Consider the following 25,304-nt stretch of genomic DNA (forward strand, 5'->3'; position numbering starts at 1 on the left):
GCTTTGCCGACGCCGCGTCGGGAAACTTGCCGACACTGTGTCGGTAAAAGCGTACAGAGAAAAACCCGGCCTCGACAGAGGAGACCGGGTCCGAAAGGAGCTACGGCAGCGTGAGGATCTCCGCCCCCGTCTCCGTCACCACGAGCGTGTGCTCGAACTGCGCCGTCCGCCTGCGGTCCTTCGTGACGACCGTCCAGCCGTCGTCCCACATGTCGTACTCGTGCGTCCCCAGCGTCAGCATCGGCTCGATCGTGAACGTCATGCCGGGCTGGATGACCGTCGTCGCGTGCGGACTGTCGTAGTGCGGGATGATCAGGCCCGAGTGGAACGAGGAGTTGATGCCGTGCCCGGTGAAGTCCCGGACCACGCCGTACCCGAACCGCTTCGCGTACGACTCGATGACCCGGCCGATGATGTTGATCTGCCGGCCCGGGCGGACCGCCTTGATCGCCCGCTCCAGGGACTCCCGCGTCCGCTCCACCAGCAGCCGCGACTCCTCGTCCACCTCGCCGACCAGGTACGTCGCGTTGTTGTCGCCGTGCACCCCGCCGATGTACGCGGTCACGTCCAGGTTCACGATGTCGCCGTCGCGCAGCACCGTCGAGTCCGGGATGCCGTGGCAGATCACCTCGTTGACGCTCGTGCACAGGGACTTCGGGAAGCCCCGGTAGCCCAGCGTCGAGGGGTACGCGCCGTGGTCGCACATGTAGTCGTGCGCCACCTTGTCGAGGAGGTCGGTCGTCACGCCCGGCGCGATGTGCTTCGCCGCCTCCGCCATCGCCCGCGCCGCGATCCGGCCGGCGGTCCGCATCGCCTCGACCGTCTCGGGCGTCTGCACCTCCGGGCCGGTGTACGGCGTCGGCGCGGGCTTCCCGACGTACTCGGGGCGCCGGATGTTTCCGGGGACCGGGCGGGTGGGAGACAGCTCCCCTGGTACGAGCAGCGACTGGCCAGACATGACCACGAGTCTAACGAGCACACATGGGGGACCATGTCCCTGGTGAAAGGAGCCCCGTGATGGCCCTCTTCAAGAAGCGCACGGCCGGCAAGCCCGGCGAATGGTTCTACTGCCTGGAGCACAAGAAGGTCGAGGAAGGCCCCGACTGCCCCGGCAAGGACCGCTTCGGCCCCTACCCCTCCCGCAAGGAGGCCGAACACGCCATGCAGACCGCCCGCGAACGCAACCTGGAGTGGGAGAACGACGCCAGGTGGAACGACGGCGCGGGGCAGGGCGAGGGCGGTGACGGGAGCGGGGGCGGCAACGACTGAGGCAGGGCGGAAAACTGTTGTCACCATGCGGGGGGTGGTGGAGCCGTCAGTGCCTCCGCGACCCGGGAGAGCCGGTCCCGGAACCGCCTGCGGCCTCGCTGCTGGACGACCGCCTGCTCCCCGGCGCCCGCGCTCACCAGGTGCTGCACGGTGTCGAGGTCCAGTTCCGCGTTCTCCGGTACGTCCAGCGTCTCGTGGGCCAGGGACTCCAGCTCGCCGCCGCCCCAGCCGAGTGTGAGGACGGTCGCCCCGGCCCTCCGCGCCGCGTGGACGCGTTCGAGGAGCGGGGCCGGTTCCGTCGGCGCCACCACCAGGAGGGTCTCGCCGCGCCGGGCCGCCTCGATCCTGCCGGGGCCGACCGCGAGGTGCGCCGGGTCGGACGGGCGCGCGGTGTGCCGTACGAGGGTCGGGGCCAGCTCGGGCGTACCGGACCAGGCGGCCTCGTCGACGAGGTGCGCGGCGAGGTGCCAGGGCTCGTACTCCGGGGTGCCGACGAGGAGCAGCCCGCCCCCGTGCGTCACCACCGAGCCCCGTAACACCTGGGCGAACCTCCTCGTCGAGGTCAGCCACTCGGTCCCGGCGAGCACTTCACGCAGCAAGGCGACACGTACGGCGTCCATGGGGCGCAGCCTGCCGCAGGGGGCGGGGGCCGGTCTCGGGTACTACGGGTATTCACCCGTCCGGGGATCACGGACGTAGGGTCGGCTCATGACCTCTACGGACAGTGCAGACAAGCCCGCCCCCAAGGACCCCTGGGACCTTCCCGACGTCTCCGGGCTGGTCGTCGGCGTGCTGGGCGGGACCGGGCCGCAGGGCAAGGGGCTCGCCTACCGGCTCGCGAAGGCCGGCCAGAAGGTGATCATCGGCTCGCGGGCCGCCGAGCGCGCGCAGGAGGCCGCGGCCGAGCTGGGCCACGGCGTCGAGGGCGCGGACAACGCGGAGACCGCCCGCCGCAGCGACGTCGTCATCGTCGCGGTGCCGTGGGACGGGCACGGCAAGACGCTGGAGTCCCTGCGCGAGGAACTCGCCGGGAAGCTGGTCGTCGACTGCGTCAACCCGCTCGGGTTCGACAAGAAGGGCGCGTACGCGCTGAAGCCGGAGGAGGGCAGCGCCGCCGAGCAGGCCGCCGCGCTGCTGCCGGACTCGCGGGTCGCCGCCGCGTTCCACCACCTCTCGGCGGTGCTGCTGATGGACCGGGAGATCGCGGAGATCGACACCGACGTCATGGTCCTCGGGGAGGAGCGGACGGACGTCGAGATCGTCCAGGCGCTCGCCGGGCGCATCCCCGGCATGCGGGGTGTCTTCGCCGGGCGGCTGCGCAACGCGCACCAGGTGGAGTCGCTGGTCGCCAACCTGATCTCCGTCAACCGGCGGTACAAGGCGCACGCCGGGCTGCGCGTCACCGACGTCTGAGCGGATGGGGGACACTGGTTCGTCGTAACGCACCGGTGTCCCCCGACAGGAGCCCATGGCCATGCCCCGCCTCGCCCTCTACGCCCTCGCCGTCTGCCTGCTCGCCGTGGCGGCGGCCGTCGTCTCGTTCGTCCAGGGCAGCTTCCTGGGCATCGTGTGGGTGCTGATCTCGGGCGTCTCGTCCAACATGACCTGGTACTACTGGCGGCGCTCGAAGGCTAGTTGACCGAGCAGAACTCGTTCTCGCCCTGCCAGAAGCGGTACAGCTCCTGACCGCAGTACGTCGAGAAGTTGTCGATGCCGAGGCCGCGCAGGATCGCGTCGATCACGTCGAAGAACCCGTCGTTGATCGACGGCACCCACAGCACCGCGAACACGAACAGCAGGCCGAACGGCGCGAACGGCTCCACCTGGCGCTTCACGCTGTACGGCAGCCAGGGCTCGATCACCCCGTAGCCGTCCAGACCCGGCACCGGCAGGAAGTTCAGGATCGCGGCCGTCACCTGGAGCAGCGCGAGGAACGCCAGCGCGAAACGGAAGTCCGCCGGCACACCGTCGAGGGCGTCCAGCCAGAAGGGCGCGGTGCAGACGACCGCGAACAGTACGTTCGTCAGGGGCCCCGCCGCCGAGATCAGGCTGTGCCGCCAGCGGCCCCGGATGCGGTTGCGCTCGATGAACACCGCGCCACCGGGCAGGCCGATCCCGCCCATGATCACGAAGATCACGGGGAGGACGATGCTGAGCAGGGCGTGCGTGTACTTGAGCGGGTTGAGCGTCAGGTACCCCTTGGCCCCGACCGTGATGTCCCCGCCGTGCAGCGCCGTCCTGGCGTGCGCGTACTCGTGCAGACACAGCGACACGATCCACGCGGCCGTCACGAACAGGAACACCGCCACCCCGGGCGTCTCCGCGAACCCCGTCCACGTGGCCCACCCGGTGACCGCCGTGACGGCGAGGATGCCCAGGAAGACCGGGCTGATCCGCCGGTCGCTGTGGCGGGAGGTGGTGCTGGTCATGGGGCCGGGCTCCTGGGTAGGGCGGGATGTACGGGTAGACCGTACAGGTGGTGTGTGACAAACGGACCGTGGGTGGATGAGGGTTCCCGCCGGGGTGGGGGCTTCGGGGAGCGGATCGAGATCCCCGTCGCCGGGCAGGTGCTTGTGCTCGGCTCCTCCGAGTTCAAGAGGATCTGAAGCTTCCGAAACCCGGAGGCGCGTCGGGGGCGTCCACAAGGACAATGGAACCCGTGCGTTACTGCGTCCTCGGCTCTACTCAGGTTCTGCGTCCCGACGGCACCGCGTTGGCGGTGGGCGGGGCGCGGCTGCGTGCGTTGTTGACGGTGCTGGTGCTGCGGGCGGGGCGGACGGTGCCCGTGGGGTCGCTGGTGGAGGAGGTGTGGGCGGGGGAGCCCCCGGCGGACGCGCAGGGGGCCTTGCAGGCGCTCGTGGGGAGGCTGCGGCGGACGCTCGGCGCGGAGGCCATCGTCTCCGTGGACGGCGGATACCGGCTCGCCGCGGGCGCCGACGACATCGACCTGTTCCGCTTCGAACGCCTCACCGGCGACGGCACCCGCGCCCTCGCCGACGGCGACCCCGCGAAGGCCGCCGTCCTCCTGGAGGACGCCCTCGCCCTGTGGCGCGGCCCCGCGCTCGCCGACCTCCCCGACCGCTCGGCGGAAGCGGCCCGCTGGGAGATGCACCGCCTCGACGCGGTCCGCGCCCGGCACGCCGCCGCCCTCGCCCTCGGCCAGGCCGAACAGATCCTCCCGGAACTGACGGCCCTGTGCGACACGCATCCGCTGGACGAACCCCTCCACGCCCTCCGCCTGCGTGCGTTGCGCGACGCGGGGCGTACGGCGGAGGCGCTGGCGGCGTACGACGAGGTGCGGGGGGTGCTGGCGGACCGCCTGGGCACGGACCCGGGGGGTGAACTCCGGGCGCTGTACATGGAGTTGCTGAATCCCCGGGATGTCGCGCGGTCGGGGGGTGCTGCTGGGGGGCAGGAGAAGAGAGCTGGTGCGAGGGCGCCTGGCCACCAGGGGTCTCCCGGTCGATCGGGGGCGTCCGGTCATCACGGGTCCGCCGGCCGGTCGGGGACGTCCGGTCATCACGGCTCTTCCGGTCATCACGGCTCTTCCGGTCACCACGGGACGCCCGGTCACCACGGCTCCTCCGGAACCCCGGACCGTTCAGCACCCGGCGCAGACCAGCCCGCGCCCGCCGACCGCCTCGTACCCCCCGCACCCCCCGGCCACGTCATACCCCCACCCCACCCCGGCGTCTCCGGCTCCCTCGTCCCCCCAGCGCCTCCCGGCTCCCTCGTCCCCACCCCGCACACCTCTGGCAACCTCCGCGCCCGCCTCACCTCCTTCGTGGGCCGCGAGGCCGACATAGCGGCGATCCGCGCCGACCTCACCACCGCCCGCCTGGTCACCCTCCTCGGTCCGGGCGGCGCCGGGAAGACCCGTCTCTCGCAGGAAGCCGCCGAGACGGTCGCCGCCCGCGACGGGGTCTGGCTCGCCGAACTCGCCCCGGTGTCCGACCCGAACGCCGTACCCCAGGCCGTGGTCACGGCGGTCGGCGCCCGCGAGACCGTCCTGTACGGCGCCGGCGCCGAGGAGTTCAGGGCGGTGGGGGAGCGGCACGACGACCCCGTGGAGCGGCTGGTGGACCACTGTTCACGCCGCCGCATGCTGATCATCCTGGACAACTGCGAGCACGTCGTGACGGCGGCAGCCCACCTCGCGGAGGAACTCCTCGCCCGCTGCCCGGAGTTGACGATCATCGCGACGAGCCGTGAACCCCTGGGCGTGGCGGGCGAGTTGCTGCGCCCGGTCGAACCCCTCCCGGAACCGGTGGCGTTGCGCCTGCTCGCGGACCGGGGCACGGCGGCCCGCCCGGGCTTCCGTACGGCCGACGACCCGGAGGCGTGCGCGGAGATCTGCCGCAGACTCGACGGCCTCCCGCTGGCGATCGAGCTGGCGGCGGCCAGGCTGAGGATTCTGACGCCCCGTCAGATAGCGGACCGCCTCGACGACCGCTTCCGCCTCCTGACGTCGGGCAGCCGCACGGTCCTGCCCCGCCAGCAGACCCTGAGGGCGGTCGTGGACTGGTCCTGGGACCTGCTCGACGAGGACGAGCGGGACGTCCTGGGCCGGCTGTCGGTCTTCGCGGGCGGCTGCGACCTCCCCGCCGCGGAGGCGGTCTGCGGCCCGGCGGCCCTGGACGCACTGGCCTCCCTCGTCGACAAGTCCCTTGTGGTGGCGGCCCCTTCACCGGACGGCCCGATGCGCTACCGCCTCCTGGAGACGGTCGCCGAGTACGCGGGCGAACGCCTCACCGAGGCGGGCCGCCGCCCGGCGGCCGAGCGCGCGCACCTCACGTACTACCGCGAACTAGCCCGCACCACCGAACCGTTGCTGCGCGGCCCGCGTCAGGGCGAGGCGATCCAGCGCTACCAGGCGGAGTACGAGAACCTGCGTACGGCGCTGCGCCGGGCGGTGGACGCGGCCGACGAGCAGGAGGCACTCAGCCTCGCCCACTCCCTGATCTGGTACTGGCAGATGCGCGATCTGCGGATCGAGGCCCGGAACTGGTTCAAGGAGGTGATGGAGCTGGCCCCGGACCCCTTCGCGGGCCCCGAACCGCAGCGCGCCGAGCCGGTCTGGCAGCGGGTCACGGCCCTGCCCCCGCCGTTCACCGGGGAGTTCCTCGCCGAGGCGCGGCGCGGCGCGCACCTCACCCATCTCGCCTACATGGACACGGAGCTGGAGCTCTGGCAGACCCCGGAGGCGGAACGCAAACTGGTCCTCATCAAGGACAGTTACCGCCCCGGCCTGCCCCAACTGTGCTGGATCCCGGGCCTGCACGCGTTCTACGCCGTGATGCTGAGCGGCGACATGGAGATGGTCCGCGAGGTCCTGGACGCCAACATCCGGATCTGCCGCGCCCATCCCGAGCTGGAATGGGACCTGGCGTTCTGCCTCCAGCTGCGCGGCAACTTCCTCGCCAACCGCAGCGACTGGGCCGGTGACGGCGCCCGTGACGCGGACGAGGCGCTGGACATCTTCCGCCGGCACGGCGACTCCTGGGGCGCCGCCGAGTCGCTGTCGGCGCGCGCGGAGGCGTACGAGCGGCTGGGCCTGCACGACAAGGCCGCCGCCGACTACCGGGAGGCCATGGTCCACGCCGAGAACCTGGGCGCCCGGGCCCAGTTGACGATCCTGCGGGTGCGGTACGCCAACGTCCTCCTGGAGAGCGGCGACCCGGTCGAGGGCGCGCGGGGCGAGGTGATCCTCCGCGAGGCGATCACGGATGCCGAGGGGTACGTCAACGAGGCCCGCCCGGCCGCCCGGCTCTTCCTCGCCGCCTGGCTCGGGGAGACCGGCCGCCGAGCCGAGGCCCGCGAGCAACTCCGGCTCCTGCGGCAGGACTTCGCGCTGGCCTCGTTCATGGTCTTCGAGGCGTTCATCGACGGCCTCGAAGCCTGGCTGGACGCCCGCGACGGTCTGGTCGACCAGGCCCTCACCACCGTACGCAGAGCGCTCAGCGCCTCCGGGGCGCCGCTGTCGATGGTCATCGCGCCGCATATGCGGGCCCTGTATCTCTGTACCGCCGCGTACGTCCTGACCTGCGCCGACGATCCGGAGCGCGCCGCCGACGCGGCCCGTTGTCTGGGGGTCGGCGACGCGATGCTGCCGCCCGGTCACGTCCGGATGCGCGCGGAGCGGATGCAGCGCGAGGACGCGGAGGCGCAGGCCCGCCGCCGGCTCGGCGACGCGGCCTACGAGTCGGCGTACGCCGAGGGCGGCGGCCTCAGCTACGAGGAGGCTGTCGCTCTGATCTGACGTGCCGTCAACCTCAGGTCTTCGTACGGAACTTGTGGATCGCGACCGGTGCCATGACGGCGGTGATCGCCGCCGACCAGCCGAGCGTGATCCACAGGTCGTGCGCGACCGGGCCGCCGACCATCAGTCCGCGCGCCGCGTCGGCGAGCGTGGACAGCGGGTTGTACTCGGTGAACTTCTGGAGCCAGCCCGGCATGTCGCCGGTCGGGGTGAAGATCGACGAGCCGAACTGGAGCGGGAACAGCACCAGGAAGCCCATCGCCTGCACGGACTGCGCGTTCTTCATGATCACGCCGAGCGTGAGGAACACCCACATGATCGACGAGGCGAACACGGTCGCCAGGCCCACCGCCGCCAGCAGCCCGCCCGAGCTGGTGATGTCGAAGCCGACCAGCACCGCGACGATCATCAGGACGGCCGTCGCGAACAGCATCCGCACCAGCTCCACCGCGATCTTCGCGAAGAGCACCGAGCCGCGGCCGATCGGCAGCGACCGGAAGCGGTCCATGACACCGGAGTTGAAGTCCTGGCTGAAGCCTGTCCCGACGCCCTGTGAGAGGGTCATCGACATCATCGCGATCATGCCGGGTATGACGTACTGCACGTACTGGTCCTGGCCGCCGCCGAGCGCCTGGCCGATCGAGCCGCCGAAGACGTACACGAACAGCAGGGTGAAGATCACCGGCATCAGCAGCGCGTCGGCCATCGACTCCGGGTCCTGGCGGATCCACAGCAGGTTGCGGCGGATCAGCGCGCCGGTGTGCCGCAGATGGGACCTGAGCGGGATGCGGTCGTCGGTGAGGTGGACGGTGGCGGCGCTCATACGGCGACCTCCTCGCGGGGTTCGGCGGGCGTCGGGTCCTGGGCGGCACTGGCGCGGTGGCCGGTGATCGACAGGAACACCTCGTCCAGGCTGGGCAGTTCGGTGGAGATGGCGGAGATGGTGATGCCGCGCGCGGTCACCGCGCCGACGACGGCGGTGAGTTGCTCGTCGCTGAGGATCGGCACCAGCAGCGTGCCGCTCTGCGCGTCGACCGTCGTCTGGGCGAGGCCGGTGATACCGAGGTCGTCGAGCATCCGCGCGAGCGGCTCCAACTCGGCGGATTCCAGGGGCTTCACGCGCAGGGTCCGGCCGCCGACCTTCGCCTTCAGCTCGTCCACCCGGCCCTCCGCGACGACCTTGCCCCGGTCGACGACGGTCAGCTCGGACGCCAGCTGCTCGGCCTCCTCCATGTACTGCGTGGTGAGCAGGACGGTGACGCCGTCGCCGACCATCCGCTTCACCTCGTCCCACACCTCGTTGCGGGTGCGCGGGTCGAGGCCCGTCGTCGGCTCGTCGAGGAACAGGACCGCCGGGGAGCCGATCATCGAGGCGGCGAGGTCGAGGCGGCGGCGCATCCCGCCGGAGTACGTCTTCGCCGGGCGCTTGGCGGCCTCGGTGAGCGAGAACCGCTCCAGCAGCTCGTCCGCCCGCGCGCGGGCCTGTTTGCGGGGCAGGTCGAGCAGGCGCCCGATCATGTACAGGTTCTCCCAGCCGGGCAGCTTCTCGTCCACGGACGCGTACTGCCCGGTCAGGCCGATCACCCGGCGCAGCTGCCGGGGCTGGCGCAGTACGTCGTACCCGGCGACCGTCGCGTCCCCCGCGTCGGGCCGCAGCAGCGTGGAGAGGATCCGCACGAGGGTGGTCTTCCCGGCGCCGTTCGGCCCGAGCACCCCCCGCACGGTTCCTTCCCTGACCTCCAGATCGACCCCGTCCAGCGCCTTGGTCTCGCCGTAGTGCTTGACCAGCCCCCGTACGGTGACGGCGCTTCCCCCGCCGTTGAGGTTGATGTCGGTTCGCTTCATGTCCGCCACCCTGACAGGCGGCACCGACAAAGCACCGACAGACGACCGACAGCCCGCCTACGGAGCTATCCGCGCACGTACCGCGTGAGCGTTACCCCGTTCGTGAACGCGGTCCGCTCGGCCGCCTCGAACACTGTCGGGTCGAAGCCTCCCTCGAACGCCGCAATACCGTCCCCGGCGACCACCGGATAGCTCTTGATCACCAGCTCGTCGATCTCCGGCAGCAACTGCCCCGCGAGCTTCCCGCCCCCGCACAGCCAGATGTCGAATCCGGTCTCCTCCTGCTTCAACTCCCGTACGAGAGCCAGCGGTTCACCCGGTACGACGGTGACGTCCGGGTGCGTGGCGGGGTCCAGGGTGCTGGAGACGACGTACTGCCGCAGATGGGCGTACGGACTCACGATCCCGGCGTCCAGGGCCGGCCGGTAGGTGCCCAGCCCCATCAGGACCGTGTCGTAGCGCTTGTTGGGTACGCCGGTGAGGCCCGCGCCCTCGCGCATCGCCGTCGGGACCGTGTCCGGGTACAGGGAGTTAGTACCTGAGGTGTACGCCGCGGCCTGTTCGGCGTCGCCGAAGGGGAAGAAGTCGTACTCACCGGCGGGGCCCGCGATCCGGCCGTCGAGGGTCAGGGCGACGTAGTACGAGAGCTTGCGCAAGCTGGTCAACTCCAGTCGTAGTACTCTGGGTGTAGTGGTTCTCGGTGCTGGACGAAGTTAGTACTACACATGGAGTGGTGTCAATGGCGAGACGGAACGACGAACGGCGCGTCGCCCTCATAGACGCCGCGCTGGAGGTCCTGGCGAGGGAGGGCGCCCGGGGCCTCACCTTCCGCGCGGTCGACAAGGAGGCCGCCGTACCCCCCGGCACGACCTCCAACTACTTCCTCAACCGCGACGACCTGCTCACCCAGTCCGGAGCCCGCGTCTACGAACGCCTCCAGCCGGACGAGGAGACCATCACGCGCCAGCGCGAGGCGGGCCGCGACCGGGAGTCGTACACAGCCCTGATGCGCGAGCTGGTCACCCGCGTCTCCTCCTTCCGCACCGGCTACCTGGCCCTCCTCGAACTCCGCCTCGAAGCCACCCGCCGCCCCGCCCTGCGCACCCTCCTCACCACCCGCGTCCGCGCGGACGTCGACGCGAACATCGCCTACCACGAAGCCTCCGGCCTCCCCGGCGACGCCACCGCCGTCAAACTCCTCATGCTCACCCTGAACTGGCTGATCGTCGAACAGCTCACCCTGCCGGACGTGTTCGGCGAGGAGGAGCGGGAGGAGCTGGTGACGGCGGCGGTCGAGAGGATCGTGGGGGCCGCCGGTCCTTGAAGGGGCTCGGGCGTGGGTACGTCATGATCATGCCGAGACTGATCGACACCCCCGGATACCCCCGCTTCTGGACCGCCTTCGCCGTCTCCGCCCTGGGCTCCCAGATCACCGGCCTCGCCCTCCAGATCCTGGTGGCCGTCACCCTGAGCGCGAGCGCCACCGAGGTGGGGGTCGTCAACGCCGTCCGGTGGCTGCCGTATCTGCTGTTCGGGCTGGTGGCCGGGGTGCTGGTGGACCGGTGGCGGCGCAAGCCCGTCATGGTGGGCACGGATCTGGCGCGCGGGGCCGTGCTGGCGCTGATTCCCGTGCTGTACGGCCTCGACCTGCTGACCATCACGACCCTGTGCGCGGTCGTCTTCGTGTCCGGCGTGCTGAGCCTGCTGTTCGACGCGGCGAGCCAGTCCTTCGTGCCCCGGCTCGTGCCCGAGGCGCAGCTCAACTCCGCGTACGCGCGCACCGAGCAGGCGTCGGCGGTGGCCGGATCGGCGGGACCGCTGCTCGCCGGGGTGCTGGTGCGGTGGCTGGGAGCACCCCTCGCAGTCCTGGTGGACGCGGCCAGTTACGTCGTCTCCGGGCTCCTCCTCGCCACCCTCAAGGCCGACGACCCCGTTCCCGAGAAGAGTGAACGGCGCAGTCTGGCGGGGGAGTTGAAGGAAGGTGTCCGATGGGTTTACCGGCATCGGACCCTCGCCCCCATCGCCCTCACCTCCCACGCGATGCTGCTGTTCAACTCCATGGTGTCGACGGTGTTCGTGGTCTTCGCGCTGCGTGAACTCCGGGTCGGGGGCTTCGGGTTGGGGGTGACCTACGCGTGCGCGGCGGTGGGGTCGGTGCTGGGCGGAGCGATATCCGGGAGGATCGCGCGACGGCTCGGCGTAGGACCGACCTTGGTCGCCTTCCGCGTCGTGGCCGCCGTCGGCTGGCTCCCGATACCCCTGGCACAGCAGGGGAGTTGGGCCGTCCCGACGGTCTGCCTCGCCTTCTTCGCCGTCTCGTTCGCGATCTCCGTGGAGAGCCCGGTCGAGCTGGCCTACCGCCAGTCGGTGACCCCGGACCGGCTACGAGGGCGGATGAACGCCACCATCCGGTCGTTCAACTGGGGGATGGTGGCGGTGGGAGCGCCGGTCGGGGGACTGCTGGCGGACGGGGTGAGCTACCGGTTCGCCCTGTGGGTGGGGATCACCGGAGCCGTCGCACAAGCGGTCGCGCTGGCGTTCTCCCGGGTCGGGGAGGCGGCGTACGCCGACCGCTAGTGCCGTACGGCCTCGGCCTGTTGCGGCATGTGGGTGGCCACCAGGCGTTCGTGGCCGTGGTGTCGGGGACCCCGGCGCAGGTCGACGGCGTACGCGGCCGCCGCGACTCCCAGGCCCAGGACGGCGAGTGCGGCGCCCGCCACCGCCGGCGACGTCACGCCGAAGCCGGCCGCCAGAGTGAGACCCCCGATCCAAGCGCCCCCGGCATTGGCCAGGTTGAAGGCGGCCTGGTTCGCGGAGGACGCCAGGGACGGGCCGGCGGAAGCCTTCTCCATGACCATCAGCTGGAGCGGCGACCCCGTGATGAATGCGGCAACTCCCAGCAGCGTCACGGCAAGTGCCGCACTCCACTGCGCCGACATCATCACCGGGAACAGAGCCAGAACGGCGGCGAGGGACGTCATGCCGCCGAACAGGGTGCGGCGCAGGGAGTGGTCCGCGAGGCGGCCGCCGACCAGGTTGCCGATCGTCGCGCCCACGCCGAAGAGGGCCAGCAGCAGGGTGACGCTGGTCTCGGCGTAGCCGGCGGAGTCCGTGAGCATCGGGGTGACGTAGCTGTACGCCGAGAAGAGGGCGCCGAAGCCGGCGACCGTCGTGCCGAGGGCGAGCCAGACGGGGAGGGACCTGAGGGCCTTGAGTTCGCCGCGCAGGCCCGTCGTGGGGGCGGGGGCCTCGCGGTCGTACGGGATCAGCGCCGCCAGCGACGCGATCGCGGCCACGCCGATCACGCTGACGCCGAGGAACGTGGCCCGCCAGCCGAGGTGCTGGCCGACGAGGGTCGCGGCGGGGACGCCCGCGATGTTGGCGACGGTCAGGCCGAGGAACATCAGGGAGACGGAGCGGGCCTTGCGCTCGGGGGCGACCAGCGTCGTCGCGACGACCGCGCCGACCCCGAAGAACGCGCCGTGCGGCAGGCCGCTCAGGAAGCGGGCGGCGAGCAGCGAGTCGTACCCGGGCGCGAACGCGGACAGCGCGTTGCCGGCCACGAAGAGGACCATCAGGCCGATCAGGACCCGGCGGCGCGGCATCCGGGCGGTGAGGGCCGCGAGCAGCGGGGCGCCGATGACGACGCCGAGCGCGTACGCGGAGACGAGGTGGCCGGCGCTGGGGACGGAGATGCCGAGGTCGTCGGCGACGTCGGGCAGCAGGCCCATCATCACGAACTCGGTGGTGCCGATGCCGAACGCGCCGATGGCGAGGGCGAGCAGGGCGAGGGGCATGGCGGAGGGACCTTTTCTCAAGAGGGCGCACCAGAGGGCACAGGGGAGCGGTACGTTCATCGTACCGCTAGTTTGTTCACCTAAGAAACAAAGCCCTCGGTGCCGCTATTCCTCGGTGCCGCTACTCCCTCGTGAGATCCACCCGCGCCGCCACCGGCAGATGGTCACTCCCCGTCTCCGGCAGCGTCCACGACGACACCGGCTCCACCCCCTGCACCATGATCTGGTCGATCCGCGCCATCGGGAACGACGCCGGCCAGCTGAACCCGAAGCCGCTCCCCGCCGCCCCCTGCGTGGACCGCATCTGCGACGTCACCGCGTTCAACGACCGGTCGTTCATCGTCCCGTTGAGGTCACCCAGCAGGATCTTGCGCGGCAACCGCTCGTCCGCGATGGCCTCCCCGAGCGCGTCGGCGCTCTTGTCCCGCTGCCGGGCCGTGAACCCGGCCTCCAGCTTCACCCGCACGGACGGCAGATGGGCGACGAAGAACGCGATCTCCCCCTCGGGCGTCCGCACCGTCGCCCGCATCGCCCGCGTCCACCCCAACTTGATGTCCACGGCGGAGACTTGACTGATCGGGTACTTGCTCCACAGCCCGACCGTCCCCTCCACGGCGTGGTAACGGTACGTCGGCGAAAGGGCCTTCTCGTACGTCTTCACCGCCGACGCCTTCAGCTCCTCCAGCGCCAGGACGTCCGCCCCGGCCGCGGCCACGTCCCGCGCCGTCCCCGCCGGATCCGCGTTGTCCGCGTTCACGTTGTGCGTCGCGACGGTGAGGTCACCGCCGGAGCCCGTCCGGTCGATGACGAGCCCGCCGAAGAGGTTCAGCCACACGGCGACCGGCAGGACCGTCGCGATCAGCGCCGTCGCCGACTTGCGGACCAGCGCCAGCACCAGCAGCACCGGCACGAACACCCCGACCCACGGCAGGAACGTCTCGATGAGGCTGCCGAGGTTGCCGTACCGGTTCGGGATGTGCGAATGCAGCATCATCACGCCCGCGATGACCACCGCGAACACGGCGAGCACGATCCCCCGCCGCCAGATCCGCCGGTCCCCGCGCCAGCCGGAGGTCAGCCGGTCCACCAGGCGCCGGATCCGGGCTCCCCGACGTTCGGGCCCCGGCCCGCCGTCCGCCGTCTCCGTCAAGTACGCCTGCTGCGCCATACCGTGTCGCCTCACTGCCTGCCGTGCACACCGTCCGTCCCCCGTGTGTATGACCCTAGGGGATGAACGGCTCCGATCCGGCCGTCCCATGACGGCCGTATGGAGACTTGGACGAGGCCGGGGGTGTCAGGAGTTCCGTCAGTGCTGCTCGGGGCGGGGTCTGTGACCGAATACGGACATTCCGAATTCTCACCGGGGACCGACGGGACGTGTCCCTGTGTGCGCGCTGTTTTCCGGCCGTTTCTCCGGTCTGCTGACGGGTCGTACGACTGGTGCGGGTCGTAGCCCTTCGAGCAGAGTGTCCACGACGTCCTCCGCCAAACCCTCCGGGAGGTCCGCGTCGGGGCGCAGGATCGAGCGGGTCAGGAGGGGGCCGACGAACAGGTCGTTGATCAGGTTCAGGTCGAGGTCGGTGCGGAGTTCGCCGTTCTCCCGGCCCCGGCGCAGGACGTCGAGGCCCATGCGGCGGCGGGGTTCGATGACGACGCTGTGGTAGAACGCCCAGAGTTTCGGGCTGCTCTTCATCTGCGCGTGCACGCTGTAGAGGATCGCCGACGAGCGGTTGGCGAGCCCTCGCAGGCGCAGCGCCTCAAGGAGGGTCACCAGGTCGTCCCGCATGGAGGTGCCGGGGAGTTCGGGGTCCTCCGGCTCCGTCGCGCGGATCACGTCGACGAACAGTTCCTCCTTGTTGCTCCAGCGCCGGTAGATCGCGGCCTTGCCGACGCCGGCCGTGCGGGCGATGCGCTCGATCGACAACTCGGCGAGGGAGACGCCGTCTTCGAGGAGCTTCATCGTGCCCTCGATGATGGCGCGCTCGACCGCTTCGCTGCGGGGGCGGCCGCGAGGTGGGGGGGCCTTGCCGGTGTCAGTGGTCATCTGGGGATTTTCGTTCATGTGGGGGGACGGGTTTGTTCGTGGGTGCGGGTCCGCTGTGGTTGCTCGCGCCCGCGCGGCGGTAGCCGCACATCGACACAGCCCCGCGCCCCTAAAAGCACCTGCTCCTAGCCCTTCTTGGTCAACTCGCCTTCCTGCTGTGCCCCTTGGGCGTCCGTCTGCGGCTTCCCGGGCAAGAAGAGCGCCACGACCACCGCGCCGATCACCGCGACCCCCGCCCCCCACACGGCGGTGACATGCATCGCGTGCAGGAACGCGTCGTCCGCCGGACCCACCAACTCCCGCCCCCGCGGCCCGAGTCTCGCCGCCACCCCGAGCGTCGCCTCGATCGACTCGCCCGCCGTCTCCCGCAACCCGGCCGGGAGCGCCGTCAGATGGTCCTGGATCCCGTTCCGGTACGACGTCGACAGCACCGAGCCGAGTACGGCGATCCCGAGCGCGCCGCCGACCTGGCGGAACGTGTTGCTGAGCGCGCTCGCCGAGCCCGCCTTCTCGCGCGGCAGAGCCTGCATGATGACCACGGACGTCGGCGTCATGATGTGCGCCATGCCGGTGCCCATGAGGAAGAACACGACCTCCAGGAGCCAGATCGGCGTGTCCTCGTCGAACGTCGCGAACGCGAGCAGTGTCCCGGCGATCACCACGAGCCCGCCGGTCGTCGTCGCCTTGTTCCCGAACCGGTCGACGACCAGCCGGGCCCGCGGCGCGAAGATCATCTGCGCGACGGCCAGCGGCAGCATCAGCAGACCCGTCTCCAGCGGCGAGTACCCGCGCACGCTCTGCGTGTAGAACACCGAGAAGAACGTCACGCCCATCAGCGCGAAGAAGACGAGAGCGATCGCCGCGATGGCCGCCGAGAACACCTTGTTCTTGAAGTACGTGATGTCGATCGACGGATGGTCGCTGCGCTTCTCGTGCAGCACGAACCCGGTCAGCACCGCGAGCCCCGCGACGATCGTCACCAGCACCGTCGTATCGGTGAAGTCGGCCAGCTCGCCGCCCTTGATGATCCCGTACACCAGAAGTACCAGTCCGACCACGGAGAGTACGACCCCCACCGGGTCGATCCGGCCGGGACTGGGGTCGCGCGAGTCGGGGACCAGCCACACCATCAGCGCCACCGCGACCAGCACGATCGGGACGTTGATCAGGAACACCGAACCCCACCAGAAGTGGTCGAGGAGGACCCCGCCGGTGATCGGCCCGATCGCGATGGCGAGACCCACGCCGCCCGCCCAGATGCCGATCGCCTTCGGCTGCTCCTCGCGCTCGAAGACGTTCATCAGGACGGCCAGCGTCGCCGGCATCACGAACGCCGCGCCCAGCGCCATCAGCGCCCGGAACGCGATGAGTTGACCCGGCGAGCCGGACTCCGCGGCGAGCGCGGAGCCGATGCCGAACACCGCGAGCCCGCCGAGCAGCACCTTCTTGCGGCCGACCCGGTCGCCCAACAGCCCGGCGGAGAACAGGAGTCCGGCGAAGACGAGCGTGTAGGCGTTGATCGCCCACTCCAACTCGCTCTGCGTCGCGCCGAGTCCGACCGGGGCCGGGGTGGAGATGGTCTTGATCGCGACGTTCAGGATCGAGTTGTCGAGCACGACGATCAGCAGGCTCAGCATCAGGACGCCGAGGATCGCCCAGCGCCGTCTGTGGACGGCTTCCGGTATGCGGGGCCCTGCGGGGGCGGCGGGAGTGGTCATACTTCCGAGCGTAGGTCCCATTCCGATACGGCACCGATCCGTATCGTTAATCCTTACCCGTCTCTTACCCGCCGGGGGTGCTCTGGCCCCCGTAGTCCTCAGGTGCGACCATGGGAGTGATCCGGGGACGCCGTACGGGCGCTTCGAGATGACAGAAGGAGCCGTTGCCATGACGCAGCTTTCGGCTGCCCAGACCAAACCCACCGACGGCAGCAAAGCGCTGTACGGGGGGAAGGGCACCCGCCGCATCACGGTCCGCGACATCGCCCTCGCCAAGGAGCGCGGCGAGAAGTGGCCCATGCTCACCGCGTACGACGCGATGACCGCGTCCGTCTTCGACGAGGCCGGGATCCCCGTGATCCTCGTCGGCGACTCGGCGGGCAACTGCCACCTGGGCTACGAGACGACCGTACCCGTCACCCTCGACGAGATGACCATGCTCTCGGCGGCCGTCGTACGCGGTACGACGCGCTCGCTGATCGTCGGCGACCTGCCCTTCGGGTCGTACCAGGAGGGGCCCGTCCAGGCGCTGCGCTCCGCGACCCGTCTGGTCAAGGAGGCCGGGGTCGGCGCGGTCAAGCTGGAGGGCGGCGAACGCTCCCACGAACAGATCCGCCTCCTCGTCGAGTCCGGCATCCCCGTCATGGCCCACATCGGCCTCACCCCCCAGTCCGTCAACGCCATGGGCTACCGCGTCCAGGGCCGTGGTGAGGAGGCCGCCGCCCAGCTCCTGCGCGACGCCAAGGCCGTCCAGGACGCGGGCGCCTTCGCCGTCGTCCTCGAACTGGTCCCGGCGGAGATCGCCGCCGAGGTCACGCGGGTCCTGCACATCCCGACGGTCGGCATCGGCGCGGGCCCCTCCACGGACGCCCAGGTCCTGGTCTGGACCGACATGCTCGGCCTGACCTCCGGCCGCGTCCCCAAGTTCGTCAAGCAGTACGCCGACCTCCGCAAGGTGATGACCGACGCGGCGAAGGCGTACGCGGAGGACGTGGTGGGCGGAACGTTCCCGCAGGAGGAGCACTCGGTGCACTGAGGGGGTGGGCCGGCGGGTGGTTGAGGCGGTGAGTGGCTGAGCCACTCGGCCACCCGACCACTCGGCCACCCGACCACTCGGCCACCCGACCACCGTCTGGCTGAGCCATCGAGTGGCTGAGCCACTGAGCCATTCCCGGCACAACGAAGCAGCCCGCCGATCCTCCCCCCGTCGGCGGGCTGCTGTCGTGTGTGGTCGCCCGGTGTCAGACCGACTCCCGCCACCCGTTCGTGATCGGCAGTCGGCGGTCCTTGCCGAAGCCCTTCGCCGAGATCTTCGTGCCCGGCGGGTACTGGCGGCGCTTGTACTCGGCCGTGTCGACCATGCGGAGGGTCTTGACGACGAGTTCGCGGTCGTAGCCGGCGGCGGTGATCGCGTCGGCGCCCTGGTCGCGGTCCACGTACAGCTCCAGGATCGCGTCGAGGACCGGGTAGTCCGGCAGGGAGTCCGTGTCGACCTGGCCGGGGCGGAGTTCCGCGCTCGGGGGTTTCGTGATCGAGTTCTCCGGGATCGGCGGGGTCTGGCCGCGCTCGGCGGCAGCCCGGTTGCGCCACTGAGCGAGGCGGAAGATCGACGTCTTGTAGACGTCCTTGATCGGGCCGTACGCGCCGACCGAGTCGCCGTAGAGGGTCGAATAGCCCACCGCCAGCTCGGACTTGTTGCCGGGGGCGAGGACGATGTGGCCCTCCTGGTTGGAGATGGCCATCAGGAGCGTGCCGCGCAGCCGGGACTGGAGGTTCTCCTCGGCGAGCCCGGTCAGCTCCGTGGACGCCATGTACGCGTCGAACATCGGCGCGATCGGCACCGTACGGAAGTTGAGGCCGGTCCGCCGCGCCAGCTCCGCCGCGTCCCCCTTGGAGTGGTCCGAGGAGTACTTGGACGGCATGGAGACGCCGTACACGTTGGCCGCGCCGACCGCGTCGCAGGCGAGCGCCGCGACGAGCGCGGAGTCGATGCCGCCGGAGAGGCCGATGAGGACGGACGTGAAGCCGTTCTTCTCGACGTACGCCCTGAGACCTACCACCAATGCCGAGTAGACCTCCTCGTCGTCGTCGAGGCGCTCGGCGTACGCGCCGGGCATCGTCGGCTCGTACGACGCGACCGGGTCCCCCGAGAGGACCACGCGGTCGATGCGCAGACCGTCGTCGACCACGCCCGTGGGAGCGTCGTCCGAGGCGGCCGGCAGGTCGAGGTCCAGGACCACGCACCCCTCGGAGAACTGGGGCGCCCGCGCGATGACCTCCCCGCTCGCGTCGACCACGATCGAGTCGCCGTCGAAGACCAGCTCGTCCTGGCCGCCGATCATCGCGAGGTAGGCGGTCGTGCAGCCGGCCTCCTGCGCGCGCTTGCGGACCAGTTCGAGGCGGGTGTCGTCCTTGTCGCGCTCGTACGGCGAGGCGTTGATGGACAGCAGCAGACCCGCTTCGGCGGAGCGCGCGGCGGGCACCCGGCCGCCCTCCTGCCAGAGGTCCTCGCAGATCGCGAGGGCGACGTCGACGCCGCGCACCCGGATCACCGGCATCGTGTCGCCGGGCACGAAGTAGCGGAACTCGTCGAAGACGCCGTAGTTGGGGAGGTGGTGCTTGGCGTACGACAGCGCCACCTCACCGCCGTACAGCACCGCGCCCGCGTTGCGCGGAGCGCCCGCCGGCTGGCCGAACCTCGGCTGGGCGGCGTCGGAGCGGTCCAGGTAGCCGACGACGACGGGGAGTTCGCCGAAGCCCTCCTCGGCGAGGCGGGCGGCGAGGGAGCGCAGGGCCGTACGGGACGCCTCCACGAAGGAGGAGCGCAGGGCGAGGTCCTCGACGGGGTAGCCGGTCAGCACCATCTCCGGGAACGCCACGAGGTGCGCACCCTGCTCGGCGGAGTGCCGGGTCCAGCGGAGGACCGCCTCGGCGTTGCCGGTGAGGTCGCCGACGCGGGAGTCGATCTGGTTCAGAGCGAGACGAAGTTGAGGCACGTTTTTCAGTGTAATCGTCAGAGCGACGCGATGGGGTGGTGCGAGGTGTCAGCCACCTCACGCCACCCCATCGGGAGAGCTACCTCAGAAGAGGTACCCCGGGAGCACTACCCCAGGAGAGCTACTTCTTCTTGTACGACTCCACATAACCCTTCGCGGGCGAGCCCACGCCGGTCACGTCGTCGTACCCCTTCACGGCCGACAGCGAGCTGTCCTTGCCGAGGCTGCGCACGGACGTCGTGATGCCGCCGGTCGCGTCGTACCCGTTGACGAAGTCGAGGCGGGCGACCGCCAGGCCCTTGCCGGTCGGGTTGTCGGTGACGTCGTGGTACGCCTTCGTGCCGTACCGCGCGTAGATCTGCGGGTTGGCGAAGCCGATCGCCTTGCCGCCGCGCGCCTGCTGGGCGAGCGCCTGGACGGCGGCGATGACCGGCGCGGCGAGCGAGGTGCCGCCGATGCGGTACTCGCTGTACTGCTGCGAGCCGTCCGGGAAGGTCTGCGTCTGGCCGACCTTGAAGCCGGTGTTGGGGTCGGCGATCGCGGCGATGTCCGGGAGCACGCGGTTGCCGGCGGCGCTGTTGGCCTTGGCGAGCGCGTCCGGGACGACACCCTTCTGGTAGAAGGGCTCGGCGACGGTCTTGCTGGTGCCGCCGCCCGCGCCGGAGGTGAACGCGCCGGGGAAGCCGGTCCAGCTCTTGCCGTCGGCCGACAGGGTCGCCTTCTGGGTGCCCCAGCCGGTCTCCCACAGGTACTTGTCGCCCTTGCCGACGGCCAGCGAGGTGCCGCCGACGGCCGTCACCCACGCCGAGTTGGCCGGGCTCTCGACCTGCTTGGTGCCGCTGCTGACGACCTCGTCGCCGTCGTCACCGGACGAGAAGTAGAAGCCGATGCCCTCGACCGCGCCGAACTGGAACGTCTGGTCGTAGGCGGCGGCCAGGTCGGGCGTCTGCTGGTCCTCCAGGCCGGCCCAGGAGTTGGAGACGATGTCGGCGAGGTGGTTGTCGACGACCTTGTTGAGCGCGTCGAGCAGGTCGTCGTCGTTGCAGGAGGCGCCGCCGACGTACGTCACGTTCGCGTCCGGCGCGACCGCGTGCACGGCCTCGACGTCGAGGGTCTCCTCGCCGTACCAGCCGGCCGCGTCGCACTCGTCCTTGGAGGTGTGCGTGTACGTCTTCGGCAGCACCTGCGTGAGCTGGCCTGTCTTCCACTTCGCGTCGCCGTGCGCCTTGGCGTAGGTCTGCGCGTCGAAGGCGATCGTCGGGGAGGCGAAGGCGTCGGTGATGGCGATGCGCACGCCCTTGCCGGTGTACTTGCCGGCGCCGTACGCGGCCCGCAGCTGCTTGCCGGTGTACCCCTGCACGGCGTACGGGATCTTCGAGCCGTACGCGTCCGGCAGGGTGGAGGCGATCTTGGAGCCGTAGTACGAGGAGAACGGGCCCGCGTTCTTGAACACCGTGGACGGAGCCGGGAGCTGGTCCTTGGCGTCGGCCCGGTGCGGCGCGTTGTCGAGACCGGTGACGGTCAGGACGGCGTCGTTCAGGGTCGCCGGGACGGAGGCCGCCTTGGCGGGGGCGCGGTAAGTGTGGCCGCTCTTCGTGTAGTTGTGCAGCTGGGTGCCGAACGCCCGCTCGGCGGACGCCACATCACCGCTCACCGACACGTAGTGCTGGGTGGTGCCGGTGACTTGGAGACCGGCCTTGGTCAGCCACGCCTGGACCGCGGCGACCTGGGCCGGGGTGGCCCCGAACCGGGCCTGGGCCTGCTGGGCGCTCAAGTAGGCGCCGTACGAAGCCGAGTCCGGGTCGGAGACGGACTTCGCGAGGGCGGCCAGGCCCTGCGCGTCGCGGCCCGCGAGGTAGACCCGGGCGGAGACCTGGGCGCTGTCGGCGGTGGCGCCCTTGTCGGCCTGCGCGGTGGCCCACGCCGGCTTGGTCCCGGCCAGCGTGTCACGGGCCGGGGCGTCCGCGGCGTGGGCCGCGGGTATGCCGAGCGCCAGCGCGCCCGCGACCATCGGCAGCGCCGCCGCCAGGCTCACTCCGGCGCGCAGCGCGGCACGGTTGGATCTCATGAGACCCCCTGTCATGTGGTTCGACGACGAGAGCGGATCACTCGACGTGCCGGTCACTCTCGCGACGAACGGTTCATGCCAGGGGAATGCGGGAACCAAGAGGGAACCAAGTGCGGTTCTTCTGGGGTGATTTGGCGGATATCTCCGTGAACTGTAGGGAAAACCCTACGGCCTTGCCGCCGCCCCTCGCTCCTTGAGCATGTCCGCCATCAGCTGGATCTCCGACTCCTGCGCCGCGACCATGCCCTGGGCCAGGCGTTTCTCCACGCCCACCGTGCACTTGGAGACACAGCCCTCGGCCATGTGCACGCCGCCCTTGTGGTGGTCGGTCATCAACTGCAGGAAGAACACCTCGGCCTGCTTGCCGCTCAGCGAACGCAGCTTGTCCAGCTCGGAGTTGGTGGCCATCCCGGGCATCAGCGCGCCGTCCTTCCCGGAGGCCATGTTCCCCATGCCCATCCAGGTCATCGGCTCCTGCGACGACACCTTCGGCAGCCCCCACAGGTCCAGCCAGCCGATGAGCATGCCCCGTTGGTTCGCCTGCGTCTGCGCGATGTCGTAGGCGAGCCGGCGGACCTCCTCGTCGGAGGTCCGGTCCCGCACGATGTACGACATCTCCACGGCCTGCTGGTGGTGCACCGCCATGTCCCGCGCGAACCCGGCGTCCGCCGAGTCCGCCGCGGGTACCGACAGCGTCCGCCCGGCGCCGTTGTCCTGCGCCACCGCGTACGTGATGCCGCCGGCCGCCAGCAACGCGGTGACCGCCGCGCCGGTCAGGATGGGTCCGAGCTTCACTTCGCCAGCCCGCCCGTGCACGCGGCGCCCGGCTCCGGGGTCTGCTCGCCCTGGACGTACTTCTCGAAGAACTTGTCGACGTTCGGGTCGCTCGCCGCCGTCACCGTCCGCTGGTGGCCCCACGCCGTCAGCATGATCGGGTCGGCCTGCTTGTCGTCCGGGCTCATCAGCGTGTACGGCGTCTTCCTGACCTTCGCGGCCAGCGCGTCCACGTCGGCCTTCGGGGCCTTGGAGTTGTACGTCACCCACACCGCGCCGTGCTCCAGCGAGTGCACGGCGTTCATGTCGTTCAGCGCCTTCGGGTACACGTCGCCGTTGCAGTTCATCCACACCGCGGCGTGGTCACCGCCGACCGGGGGCACGGTCGGGTACGTCACCTTCTTGGTCACGTGGGTCCGGCCCAGCGTGCCCTTCCACGTCTTCACCCCGTCCGAACCGGTCTCGAACTTCCCCGAAGCCTTCGCGTCGGCGACCGCCTTCGCGTCGTTGTCGTCCTTGTTCTTCTGGATCACGAACACGCCGCCGGCGACGAGCCCGGCGACCACCACCACACTCCCGGTGATCATCAGCAGCCGGCTGCGCCGCTCCCGGGCCTTCTCGGCCCGCCGCATCTCCTCTATTCGCGCCTTGCGCTCGGCGCTGCCGGTCTTCTTCGCGGATCCCATGGGTGTCTGTCCTTCTCGGGGCAGGGGCGGTGGGGGGTGTTCGAGGCGTTCGAGTGGGCTGATCGTAATGCGGGAGGAGGGGGGTGGTGTAGAGAGGGCGCGGCCAAGGACGGAGGTGTCCGGGAAGCGCCGGTGCGAATAGCCGGTTATGTAACACCCTGGGTGATACGGAAGTAGTACCCCTCCGGACCGACGGCCTCACCCCCACCCTGAGAGCTACGTGCCCGGCGGGCATTACGGATACCGGTTCGAGCAGGCAAGATGGGGACCGGAGTCGTACACCTGGCGTATGTGAGGCGTTCAGGTCCGGGTCGGGCGGGCGATCATGGTCTGCAACGCGCATGAAATGGTGTTGTGGTGTGATGCTCGGGTGCCCGACCGCCTCCCGAAGGGACGAGGGGCCGGCGGCCTGACCAGCAAGGATGGGGAAGCGGAAGATGGACAAGCAGCAGGAGTTCGTGCTCCGGACCTTGGAGGAGCGCGACATCCGGTTCGTACGCCTGTGGTTCACGGACGTACTGGGCTTCCTCAAGTCCGTGGCCGTCGCGCCGGCCGAGCTTGAGCAGGCGTTCGACGAGGGCATCGGCTTCGACGGCTCGGCGATCGAGGGCTTCGCCCGCGTGTACGAGTCCGACATGATCGCCAAGCCCGACCCGTCCACCTTCCAGGTCCTGCCCTGGCGGGCCGAGGCGCCCGGCACGGCCCGGATGTTCTGCGACATCCTCATGCCCGACGGCTCGCCGTCCTTCGCGGACCCCCGGTACGTCCTCAAGCGCGCCCTCGCCCGCGCCTCCGACCTGGGCTTCACCTTCTACACCCACCCCGAGATCGAGTTCTTCCTCCTGAAGGACCGCCCCCTCGACGGGTCCCGCCCCACCCCCGCCGACAACTCCGGCTACTTCGACCACACGCCCCAGAACATCGGCATGGACTTCCGCCGCCAGGCGATCACCATGCTGGAGTCCATGGGCATCTCGGTGGAGTTCTCCCACCACGAGGGCGCCCCCGGCCAGCAGGAGATCGACCTCCGGTACGCCGACGCGCTCTCCACCGCCGACAACATCATGACGTTCCGCCTGGTCATGAAGCAGGTCGCGCTGGAGCAGGGTGTGCAGGCGACGTTCATGCCGAAGCCGTTCTCGGAACACCCCGGTTCCGGCATGCACACGCACCTCTCGCTCTTCGAGGGCGACCGCAACGCGTTCTACGAGTCCGGCTCCGAGTACCAGCTCTCCAAGGTCGGCCGCTCCTTCATCGCGGGCCTCCTCAAGCACGCGGCCGAGACCTCCGCGGTCACCAACCAGTGGGTCAACAGCTACAAGCGCATCTGGGGCGGCACGGAACGCACCGCCGGCGCCGGCGGCGAGGCCCCCTCCTACATCTGCTGGGGCCACAACAACCGCTCGGCCCTGGTCCGCGTCCCCATGTACAAGCCCGGCAAGACCGGCTCCGCCCGCATCGAGGTCCGCTCCCTGGACTCCGGCGCGAACCCGTACCTGGCGTACGCGCTGCTGCTGGCGGCCGGCCTGAAGGGCGTGGAAGAGGGCTACGAACTCCCGGCGGGTGCCGAGGACGACGTCTGGGCCCTCTCCGACGCCGAACGCCGCGCCATGGGCATCGAGCCCCTCCCGCAGAACCTCGGCGAGGCCCTCACCCTCATGGAACGCAGCGACCTCGTCGCGGAGACCCTCGGCGAGCACGTCTTCGACTTCTTCCTGCGCAACAAGCGCCAGGAGTGGGAGGAGTACCGCAGCGAGGTCACGGCCTTCGAACTGCGGAAGAACCTGCCGGTGCTGTAAGGACGGATATGCGGGAGCGGCCCACCTCTCAGTGGGCCGCTCCCGGTTT

22 protein-coding genes are annotated in these 25,304 nt (G+C 70.4%); 8 read left to right on the plus strand and 14 right to left on the minus strand.

Annotated elements, in window-relative coordinates:
- Positions 1 to 100: 100 nt before the first annotated feature.
- Positions 101 to 958 (minus strand): type I methionyl aminopeptidase, encoded by an 858-nt coding sequence (map, locus tag ACLZOT_RS02415; RefSeq protein ID WP_416966991.1) that lies wholly within the window; start codon positions 956 to 958, stop codon positions 101 to 103.
- A 59-nt stretch (positions 959 to 1,017) separates the two neighbouring features.
- On the opposite strand from map, the gene ACLZOT_RS02420 reads away from it, so the two are divergent.
- Positions 1,018 to 1,269: a hypothetical protein gene (locus ACLZOT_RS02420; RefSeq protein ID WP_416966992.1), complete on the plus strand. Its 252-nt coding sequence runs from the start codon at positions 1,018 to 1,020 to the stop codon at positions 1,267 to 1,269.
- A gap of 20 nt (positions 1,270 to 1,289) precedes the next feature.
- On the opposite strand, the gene ACLZOT_RS02425 is transcribed toward ACLZOT_RS02420, so the two are convergent.
- Entirely contained in the window at positions 1,290 to 1,889 is a 600-nt protein-coding gene (locus ACLZOT_RS02425; protein WP_416966993.1) for a hypothetical protein, read from the minus strand.
- Positions 1,890 to 1,977: 88 nt separating this feature from the next.
- On the opposite strand from ACLZOT_RS02425, the gene npdG reads away from it, so the two are divergent.
- Both npdG and ACLZOT_RS02435 read left to right on the plus strand, forming a co-directional pair.
- Positions 1,978 to 2,682, plus strand: a complete 705-nt coding sequence (npdG, locus tag ACLZOT_RS02430) for an NADPH-dependent F420 reductase (protein WP_416966994.1) — start codon at positions 1,978 to 1,980, stop codon at positions 2,680 to 2,682.
- A gap of 55 nt (positions 2,683 to 2,737) precedes the next feature.
- Positions 2,738 to 2,908, plus strand: coding sequence for a hypothetical protein (locus ACLZOT_RS02435; RefSeq protein ID WP_416966995.1), 171 nt, complete (start codon positions 2,738 to 2,740; stop codon positions 2,906 to 2,908).
- Here ACLZOT_RS02435 and ACLZOT_RS02440 read toward each other — a convergent pair.
- Complete coding sequence (locus ACLZOT_RS02440; protein WP_416966996.1) at positions 2,901 to 3,698, minus strand: site-2 protease family protein; 798 nt, start codon at positions 3,696 to 3,698, stop codon at positions 2,901 to 2,903. The genes ACLZOT_RS02435 and ACLZOT_RS02440 overlap by 8 nt on opposite strands.
- Before the next feature lie 221 nt (positions 3,699 to 3,919).
- Between ACLZOT_RS02440 and ACLZOT_RS02445 the strand changes: the two genes are divergently transcribed.
- On the plus strand, positions 3,920 to 7,528 hold the full coding sequence (locus ACLZOT_RS02445; RefSeq protein ID WP_416966997.1) for an AfsR/SARP family transcriptional regulator: 3,609 nt from the start codon (positions 3,920 to 3,922) through the stop codon (positions 7,526 to 7,528).
- 13 nt (positions 7,529 to 7,541) lie between these two features.
- Here ACLZOT_RS02445 and ACLZOT_RS02450 read toward each other — a convergent pair whose 3' ends face one another.
- The 3 genes from ACLZOT_RS02450 to ACLZOT_RS02460 all read right to left on the minus strand — a co-directional run bounded on the left by ACLZOT_RS02450 (position 7,542) and on the right by ACLZOT_RS02460 (position 10,029).
- Entirely contained in the window at positions 7,542 to 8,351 is an 810-nt protein-coding gene (locus ACLZOT_RS02450; RefSeq protein WP_416966998.1) for an ABC transporter permease, read from the minus strand.
- Positions 8,348 to 9,373 carry an ATP-binding cassette domain-containing protein gene (locus tag ACLZOT_RS02455; protein WP_416966999.1) on the minus strand — a complete coding sequence of 342 codons (1,026 nt, stop codon included), beginning with the start codon at positions 9,371 to 9,373 and terminating at the stop codon, positions 8,348 to 8,350. The genes ACLZOT_RS02450 and ACLZOT_RS02455 overlap by 4 nt, the downstream gene beginning before the upstream one ends.
- Positions 9,374 to 9,438: 65 nt before the next feature.
- A complete protein-coding gene (locus ACLZOT_RS02460) occupies positions 9,439 to 10,029 on the minus strand; it encodes a dihydrofolate reductase family protein (protein WP_416967000.1) in 591 nt (196 codons plus the stop codon).
- Positions 10,030 to 10,112: 83 nt separating this feature from the next.
- Here ACLZOT_RS02460 and ACLZOT_RS02465 point away from each other — a divergent pair, with 83 nt between their 5' ends.
- Positions 10,113 to 10,697, plus strand: a complete 585-nt coding sequence (locus ACLZOT_RS02465) for a TetR/AcrR family transcriptional regulator (protein WP_416967001.1) — start codon at positions 10,113 to 10,115, stop codon at positions 10,695 to 10,697.
- A 29-nt stretch (positions 10,698 to 10,726) separates the two neighbouring features.
- Complete coding sequence (locus tag ACLZOT_RS02470) at positions 10,727 to 11,950, plus strand: MFS transporter (RefSeq protein ID WP_416967002.1); 1,224 nt, start codon at positions 10,727 to 10,729, stop codon at positions 11,948 to 11,950.
- Here the strand turns inward: ACLZOT_RS02470 and ACLZOT_RS02475 are convergent.
- The 4 genes from ACLZOT_RS02475 to ACLZOT_RS02490 form a co-directional block, all read right to left on the minus strand.
- Positions 11,947 to 13,170: an MFS transporter gene (locus tag ACLZOT_RS02475; protein ID WP_416967003.1), complete on the minus strand. Its 1,224-nt coding sequence runs from the start codon at positions 13,168 to 13,170 to the stop codon at positions 11,947 to 11,949. The two genes, ACLZOT_RS02470 and ACLZOT_RS02475, sit on opposite strands and share 4 nt — an antisense overlap.
- Positions 13,171 to 13,291: 121 nt before the next feature.
- The gene (locus ACLZOT_RS02480; RefSeq protein ID WP_416967004.1) at positions 13,292 to 14,338 is read right to left on the minus strand and encodes an endonuclease/exonuclease/phosphatase family protein; all 1,047 of its coding nucleotides are present in this window, start codon (positions 14,336 to 14,338) and stop codon (positions 13,292 to 13,294) included.
- A gap of 189 nt (positions 14,339 to 14,527) precedes the next feature.
- The gene (locus ACLZOT_RS02485) at positions 14,528 to 15,214 is read right to left on the minus strand and encodes a TetR/AcrR family transcriptional regulator (protein ID WP_416967005.1); all 687 of its coding nucleotides are present in this window, start codon (positions 15,212 to 15,214) and stop codon (positions 14,528 to 14,530) included.
- Positions 15,215 to 15,339: 125 nt separating this feature from the next.
- Positions 15,340 to 16,932 carry an MFS transporter gene (locus ACLZOT_RS02490; RefSeq protein WP_416967006.1) on the minus strand — a complete coding sequence of 531 codons (1,593 nt, stop codon included), beginning with the start codon at positions 16,930 to 16,932 and terminating at the stop codon, positions 15,340 to 15,342.
- Between the two features lie 169 nt (positions 16,933 to 17,101).
- On the opposite strand from ACLZOT_RS02490, the gene panB reads away from it, so the two are divergent.
- Positions 17,102 to 17,968: a 3-methyl-2-oxobutanoate hydroxymethyltransferase gene (panB, locus tag ACLZOT_RS02495; RefSeq protein ID WP_416967007.1), complete on the plus strand. Its 867-nt coding sequence runs from the start codon at positions 17,102 to 17,104 to the stop codon at positions 17,966 to 17,968.
- A gap of 205 nt (positions 17,969 to 18,173) precedes the next feature.
- Here panB and ACLZOT_RS02500 read toward each other — a convergent pair whose 3' ends face one another.
- The 4 genes from ACLZOT_RS02500 to ACLZOT_RS02515 all read right to left on the minus strand — a co-directional run bounded on the left by ACLZOT_RS02500 (position 18,174) and on the right by ACLZOT_RS02515 (position 23,456).
- Positions 18,174 to 19,928 (minus strand): NAD+ synthase, encoded by a 1,755-nt coding sequence (locus ACLZOT_RS02500; RefSeq protein ID WP_416967008.1) that lies wholly within the window; start codon positions 19,926 to 19,928, stop codon positions 18,174 to 18,176.
- Between the two features lie 121 nt (positions 19,929 to 20,049).
- A complete protein-coding gene (locus ACLZOT_RS02505; RefSeq protein WP_416967009.1) occupies positions 20,050 to 21,996 on the minus strand; it encodes a S53 family peptidase in 1,947 nt (648 codons plus the stop codon).
- Between the two features lie 165 nt (positions 21,997 to 22,161).
- Positions 22,162 to 22,791: a DUF305 domain-containing protein gene (locus ACLZOT_RS02510; RefSeq protein WP_416967010.1), complete on the minus strand. Its 630-nt coding sequence runs from the start codon at positions 22,789 to 22,791 to the stop codon at positions 22,162 to 22,164.
- On the minus strand, positions 22,788 to 23,456 hold the full coding sequence (locus ACLZOT_RS02515) for a DUF3105 domain-containing protein (protein WP_416967011.1): 669 nt from the start codon (positions 23,454 to 23,456) through the stop codon (positions 22,788 to 22,790). The genes ACLZOT_RS02510 and ACLZOT_RS02515 overlap by 4 nt, the downstream gene beginning before the upstream one ends.
- 437 nt (positions 23,457 to 23,893) lie before the next feature.
- On the opposite strand from ACLZOT_RS02515, the gene glnA reads away from it, so the two are divergent.
- On the plus strand, positions 23,894 to 25,255 hold the full coding sequence (glnA, locus tag ACLZOT_RS02520; protein ID WP_416967012.1) for a type I glutamate--ammonia ligase: 1,362 nt from the start codon (positions 23,894 to 23,896) through the stop codon (positions 25,253 to 25,255).
- Positions 25,256 to 25,304: the final 49 nt, after the last annotated feature.

This window comes from Streptomyces sp. 4F14 (assembly GCF_048159485.1).
GTDB lineage: Bacteria > Actinomycetota > Actinomycetes > Streptomycetales > Streptomycetaceae > Streptomyces.

Bases quoted from the DNA above. Each gene is read 5' to 3' on its own strand.
- map (WP_416966991.1), bottom strand. From the start codon at position 958: ATGTCTGGCCAGTCGCTGCTCGTACCAGGGGAGCTGTCTCCCACCCGC.
- ACLZOT_RS02420 (WP_416966992.1), top strand. From the start codon at position 1,018: ATGGCCCTCTTCAAGAAGCGCACGGCCGGCAAGCCCGGCGAATGGTTC.
- ACLZOT_RS02425 (WP_416966993.1), bottom strand. From the start codon at position 1,889: ATGGACGCCGTACGTGTCGCCTTGCTGCGTGAAGTGCTCGCCGGGACC.
- npdG (WP_416966994.1), top strand. From the start codon at position 1,978: ATGACCTCTACGGACAGTGCAGACAAGCCCGCCCCCAAGGACCCCTGG.
- ACLZOT_RS02435 (WP_416966995.1), top strand. From the start codon at position 2,738: ATGGCCATGCCCCGCCTCGCCCTCTACGCCCTCGCCGTCTGCCTGCTC.
- ACLZOT_RS02440 (WP_416966996.1), bottom strand. From the start codon at position 3,698: ATGACCAGCACCACCTCCCGCCACAGCGACCGGCGGATCAGCCCGGTC.
- ACLZOT_RS02445 (WP_416966997.1), top strand. From the start codon at position 3,920: ATGGAACCCGTGCGTTACTGCGTCCTCGGCTCTACTCAGGTTCTGCGT.
- ACLZOT_RS02450 (WP_416966998.1), bottom strand. From the start codon at position 8,351: ATGAGCGCCGCCACCGTCCACCTCACCGACGACCGCATCCCGCTCAGG.
- ACLZOT_RS02455 (WP_416966999.1), bottom strand. From the start codon at position 9,373: ATGAAGCGAACCGACATCAACCTCAACGGCGGGGGAAGCGCCGTCACC.
- ACLZOT_RS02465 (WP_416967001.1), top strand. From the start codon at position 10,113: ATGGCGAGACGGAACGACGAACGGCGCGTCGCCCTCATAGACGCCGCG.
- ACLZOT_RS02470 (WP_416967002.1), top strand. From the start codon at position 10,727: ATGCCGAGACTGATCGACACCCCCGGATACCCCCGCTTCTGGACCGCC.
- ACLZOT_RS02475 (WP_416967003.1), bottom strand. From the start codon at position 13,170: ATGCCCCTCGCCCTGCTCGCCCTCGCCATCGGCGCGTTCGGCATCGGC.
- ACLZOT_RS02480 (WP_416967004.1), bottom strand. From the start codon at position 14,338: ATGGCGCAGCAGGCGTACTTGACGGAGACGGCGGACGGCGGGCCGGGG.
- ACLZOT_RS02485 (WP_416967005.1), bottom strand. From the start codon at position 15,214: ATGACCACTGACACCGGCAAGGCCCCCCCACCTCGCGGCCGCCCCCGC.
- ACLZOT_RS02490 (WP_416967006.1), bottom strand. From the start codon at position 16,932: ATGACCACTCCCGCCGCCCCCGCAGGGCCCCGCATACCGGAAGCCGTC.
- panB (WP_416967007.1), top strand. From the start codon at position 17,102: ATGACGCAGCTTTCGGCTGCCCAGACCAAACCCACCGACGGCAGCAAA.
- ACLZOT_RS02505 (WP_416967009.1), bottom strand. From the start codon at position 21,996: ATGAGATCCAACCGTGCCGCGCTGCGCGCCGGAGTGAGCCTGGCGGCG.
- ACLZOT_RS02515 (WP_416967011.1), bottom strand. From the start codon at position 23,456: ATGGGATCCGCGAAGAAGACCGGCAGCGCCGAGCGCAAGGCGCGAATA.
- glnA (WP_416967012.1), top strand. From the start codon at position 23,894: ATGGACAAGCAGCAGGAGTTCGTGCTCCGGACCTTGGAGGAGCGCGAC.